This is a genomic window from Rhodoferax sp. UBA5149, assembly GCF_002413825.1.
In the GTDB taxonomy this organism is placed as follows: Bacteria; Pseudomonadota; Gammaproteobacteria; order Burkholderiales; family Burkholderiaceae_C; genus Rhodoferax.
This window is the reverse complement of the sequence record NZ_DHXT01000048.1, coordinates 1-4181: the sequence shown is the minus strand read 5'-3', so window position 1 is coordinate 4181 and position 4181 is coordinate 1. Positions and strand designations below refer to the sequence as shown.

At 67.8% G+C, this 4181-nt stretch carries 4 protein-coding genes; all 4 read right to left on the bottom strand.

Annotated features, from left to right (window positions below):
• Positions 1-70: 70 nt before the first annotated feature.
• Positions 71-1771: a class I adenylate-forming enzyme family protein gene (locus B3V69_RS03905; protein WP_296443986.1), complete on the bottom strand. Its 1701-nt coding sequence runs from the start codon at positions 1769-1771 to the stop codon at positions 71-73.
• A gap of 76 nt (positions 1772-1847) precedes the next feature.
• Complete coding sequence (locus B3V69_RS03900; RefSeq protein WP_296443984.1) at positions 1848-2675, bottom strand: enoyl-CoA hydratase; 828 nt, start codon at positions 2673-2675, stop codon at positions 1848-1850.
• A gap of 12 nt (positions 2676-2687) precedes the next feature.
• Complete coding sequence (locus tag B3V69_RS03895; RefSeq protein ID WP_296443983.1) at positions 2688-3560, bottom strand: MaoC family dehydratase; 873 nt, start codon at positions 3558-3560, stop codon at positions 2688-2690.
• Between the two features lie 73 nt (positions 3561-3633).
• On the bottom strand, positions 3634-4181 hold a 548-nt coding region (locus B3V69_RS03890; RefSeq protein WP_296443980.1), incomplete at its 5' end, for a M24 family metallopeptidase.

Genomic DNA, 4181 nt, shown 5'->3' with positions numbered 1-4181 from the left:
ACGCCGCATCGGGCGGACGGGTGCGCGCATGTCTTCTACGCGACAGCGGTGGCGGCATGGCCCGCGCGGCTCACCGGGTTGGCTGGCTTGCGTCGGGCGGAAAGATCTGCGCCAGCGCCGCCAACTTGATCACTCGCTTGAGTATCTTGCCCGAGGGTGTGCGCGGCAGCGGGCCAGCGGTCTTGACGATGTAGCGCGGCAGCTCGAAGCGCGCCAGGTGATCCACCAGGAAGACGCGCAGCGCCTCGACATCCAGCGATTCGTCGGCATATACCGTGGCGCCCACCTCCTCGCCCAGGCGCTCATCGGGCACGGCATAGACCGCCGCCTCGTGCACCTGCGGGTGCAACAGGAGCGCCGCCTCCACCTGGCCGCAACCGATGTTCTCGCCACCGCGGATGATCAGGTCCTTGATGCGGTCGACGATGTAGAGAAAGCCCTCGTCGTCGATGTAGGCCACATCGCCGGTGCGAAACCAGCCCTCGACAAAACTCTGGGCATTGGCCTCGGGCCGGTTCCAGTAGCCGGCAAACACCGAGGTGCCGCGCACCAGCAACTCGCCGCGCTGGCCGGCCGGTAGGCCGATGCCCAGCTCATCGACGACCTTGATTTGCAGCACCAGCGAACATCGGCCCGAGCTGGCGGGGCGGGCCAGGTAGTCCTCACCGCCCACACCGGTGCCGATGGCGCTGGTTTCGGTCATGCCCCAGCCGATGTTGGGCAGCGCATTGGGAAAGCTCGAACGGATCTGCCGCACCTGCTCGGGCGCGCGCGCCGCGCCGCCGCCGCCCACCACCACCAGCGAGCTCAAGTCGTGGCGATTGGCCTGCGCCACCCGCACCAGATCGCCGGTCATGGCCGCTGGCGCCGTGATCGTGGTCAGCCGCTCGCGTTCCACCAGGGCCGCGCAGGCCTCTGGATCCCAGCGGTACATGCAGGCCATGCGACGCTGCGTGCGGTAGCTCGACAGGTAGGACGCATGCAAGCCCGAAACATGGAACAGCGGCACCGCCAACAAAGTGCCAGGCTGCTCGGCCGCAGGCTCAGCCTCGATGCCCGCCACCAGCGCGGCGATGCCGGCATCCAGCTCCCACGACAGCAGCGCCGCCAGGATGTTGCGGTGGCTGGACGGCACGCCCTTGGGATGGCCGGTGGAGCCCGAGGTGTAGAGCATGGTGGCCAGGTCGTCGGGCGCGATGTTGGCCGGCGGCATGGGCACCTCGCCCAGTGCGTCGGTCAGGTCTTTCAGCACACGGGCACCGGCACCCGGCTGGGTGGTGCGCACCGCCAGCACCTGCAGGCCCGGTAACGCCGGCCCCTGCGCCAGCCGCTCCAGCCGTTCGGGATCGGCCAGCAGCACCTTCGCGCCACTGTCTTGCAGGGCGTAGGCCATCTCGTCGGCCTGCCAGTGGGCGTTCATGGCCACGGCGATGGCACCCACCGAGGTGATGGCGGTGAAGGCGAGCACCCATTCGGGATAGTTGCGCATCGCGATGGCCACCCGGTCGCCCGGCGCCACGCCGCACTGGTGCACCAGCACATGGCCCACGCGCGACGCGGCATGCCAGGCCTGCGCGAAGGTGTAGCGCTCGTCCTCGTAGCTGATGAAGGGCAGGTCGGAGGCCGTCGATTCGAACAGCGCACGCAGCGAGGCGGGCGCGTTCTGGAACATCCGCATGCTGTGCCCCTGCACCGGCACATCCACCAGCTCATGTGGCTGGCCCTGGGCGGTGAGGGTCTCGATCGCCTGTTGTCGGGTGATAGGGGTCATCTCGGTCGGTGGTGTGGTGTTTGACGGGGCGGTGGGGGCCGACACGCGGCCTGCGGCGGGTGCGGCCGGGCGAAGCTCAGCGCCCCTTGAACACCGGCTCGCGCTTGTCGACAAAGGCCTGTGCGGCCTCGCGGTGATCTTCGGTCTGGCCGCAGTGGATGTGGTGGGTGGCCTCCAGATCCAGGCAATCATCCACCTCGCCGGCCATCGCCCGGTTGAGGTTTTCTTTCATGTAGCGGTAGGCCACGCTGGGGCCGCTGGCCAGGCGCAGCGCGATCTCGCGGGTCTTGGCGACCAGCTCCTCGGGCCCGCACACCCAGTTGGTCAAGCCCAGGCGCAGGGCCTCGTCGGCGCTCACCCGGTCCGACAGAAAGTAGAGCTCGCGCGCCTTGGCCGAACCCACCAGCTGAGTGAGAAAGTAGCTGCCGCCGTAGTCGCCTGAAAATCCCACCCGCGCAAATGCGGTGGTGAGAATGGCGCTGCTGGCCATGATGCGCAGGTCACAGGCCAGCGCGAGCGACAGGCCCGCACCGGCCGCTGGACCTGGCAGCGCCGCGATGGTTGGCTTGGGCAGCTTGAACAGCTTGCCGGCGGTGGCCCGCTGGTTGCTGCGTTGGCGGTGGATGGCCTCGTCGATGGTGAGTGCGCCCACCGTGCCGTCGCCGGCTGCGGCCATGCCCTTGACATCGCCGCCGGCGCAAAAACCCTTGCCGGCGCCGGTGAGCACGATGCATTTGACCGCCGGGTCAAACTCGGCCGCCGCCAGCTGCTGCTGCAAGGCCTGGTTCATTGCCTGTGACATCGCGTTGCGGGCATCGGGGCGGTTCAGCGTCAGCGTCAGCACGCCAGCCTCCAGGGTGGCTAGCAGGTCGGGCGTGCCGGTGTCTATCGATGTTGCGGTCATGGCAGTGTGTTCCTAGTGATGGTTGAAATAAGCATTGGACACGACCACCCGGTCGCCCACGCGGGCCTCGAAGATCACCCGGCCCGGGCCATCGTGCCAGCCGACCACGCGCAACGCATCGCCCGGCATCACCGGTGACGAGAAGCGCACCTTGAGCGCTGCAAAACGCGCCGGGTCACCCTCACACAGTGCCCCCAGCAGTATCTGGCCGCAGTGGCCATAGGTGCACAGGCCGTGCAGGATCGGCGCGTCAAAACCGCCAAACCGCGCCGCCGCCGGATCGATGTGCAACGGGTTGTAATCGCCCGACAGGCGGTAAAGCTGGGCCTGGTTGGGCGCAATGTTGGCGACCACATCGATATCGGGTGCGCGGCTGGGCGTGTCGATGCGGGCCGAGCGGCTGTGGCCCCGGCCCTCGAACGGTGCGATGTCGCCCAGCTGCTCTACCCCACGGCGGAACACCCCCGTGAACATGCGCACGCAGGCCACGTCGTTGGCGTCAAGCACCTCGCTTTCGAACTCGACGAACGCGCCGCCTTTGCCCCTCGGGTGCACCGCCAGCAGCCGGGACCGCACCTGCACCGTGCCGGCCAGCGGCAGCGGCGCCAGCAGCTCGATGCAACGTTCGGCATCGATGGTCAGCGGCCCGGGCGATGGTGGCAGCGCAGCGGCATCCAGCACCAGGCCGGCGCCGCCCCAGCGGATGGCAAAGGTCGGGAACACCGCAAACTGGGGATGGCCCTCGTAGACAAAGCGCAAGTCGTGGCAGCCGATGCCCACCGCATACAGCAGCACGTCGCGCTGGGTGTAGGTGATGGGCACCGCACTGCCCCACGGGGCGGGTTGGTGGTCGGTCAGCAGTGCGTCGGGGTGATAGGTGGCCATGGACGATTATGGGCAGGCCGCTTGCCGCTTGACTGTGCCATGCGCGACAGCCGGTTGTGTCGCGTTAGCCATTCTAGGCACCCCGCATCAAGGCCTCGATTTCATCTACCCGCACTGGCACGCCGCGGCTGATCAGCTCACAACCCGTGTCGGTCACGATGGCGTCGTCTTCAATGCGAATGCCGATGTTGTGGAACTGCGCCGGCACCCCGTCAGCCGCTCGCACATAGATGCCGGGCTCAATGGTCAGCACCATGCCGGGTTTCAAAATACGCGCCGGGCGGTCCTTGATGGTTTCACCGCTCAACGGGTCTTTGCGCTCACTCACGGTGCCCACCTCGGACGGTTCGAGGTAGCCGCCGCAGTCGTGCACGTCCATGCCCAGCCAGTGGCCGGTGCGGTGCATGTAGAACTGGAAGTAGGCGCGCTTCTCGATCACGTCGTCCAGCGTCCCCACCTTGTTTTTGTCGAGCAGGCCGACGTCCAGCATGCCCTGCGCCAGCACCTTGACGGTGGCGTCATGCGGGTCGGTGAAGCGGGCGCCGGCTTTTGTCACGGCAATGGCCGCCTCCTGCGAGGCCAGCACCAGTTCGTACAGCGCGCGCTGCGGTCCGGTGAACC

Excerpts from the sequence above, each read along its gene's own strand:
- B3V69_RS03895 (WP_296443983.1), bottom strand. The coding sequence starts at position 3,560 with ATGGCCACCTATCACCCCGACGCACTGCTGACCGACCACCAACCCGCC.
- B3V69_RS03900 (WP_296443984.1), bottom strand. The coding sequence starts at position 2,675 with ATGACCGCAACATCGATAGACACCGGCACGCCCGACCTGCTAGCCACC.
- B3V69_RS03905 (WP_296443986.1), bottom strand. The coding sequence starts at position 1,771 with ATGACCCCTATCACCCGACAACAGGCGATCGAGACCCTCACCGCCCAG.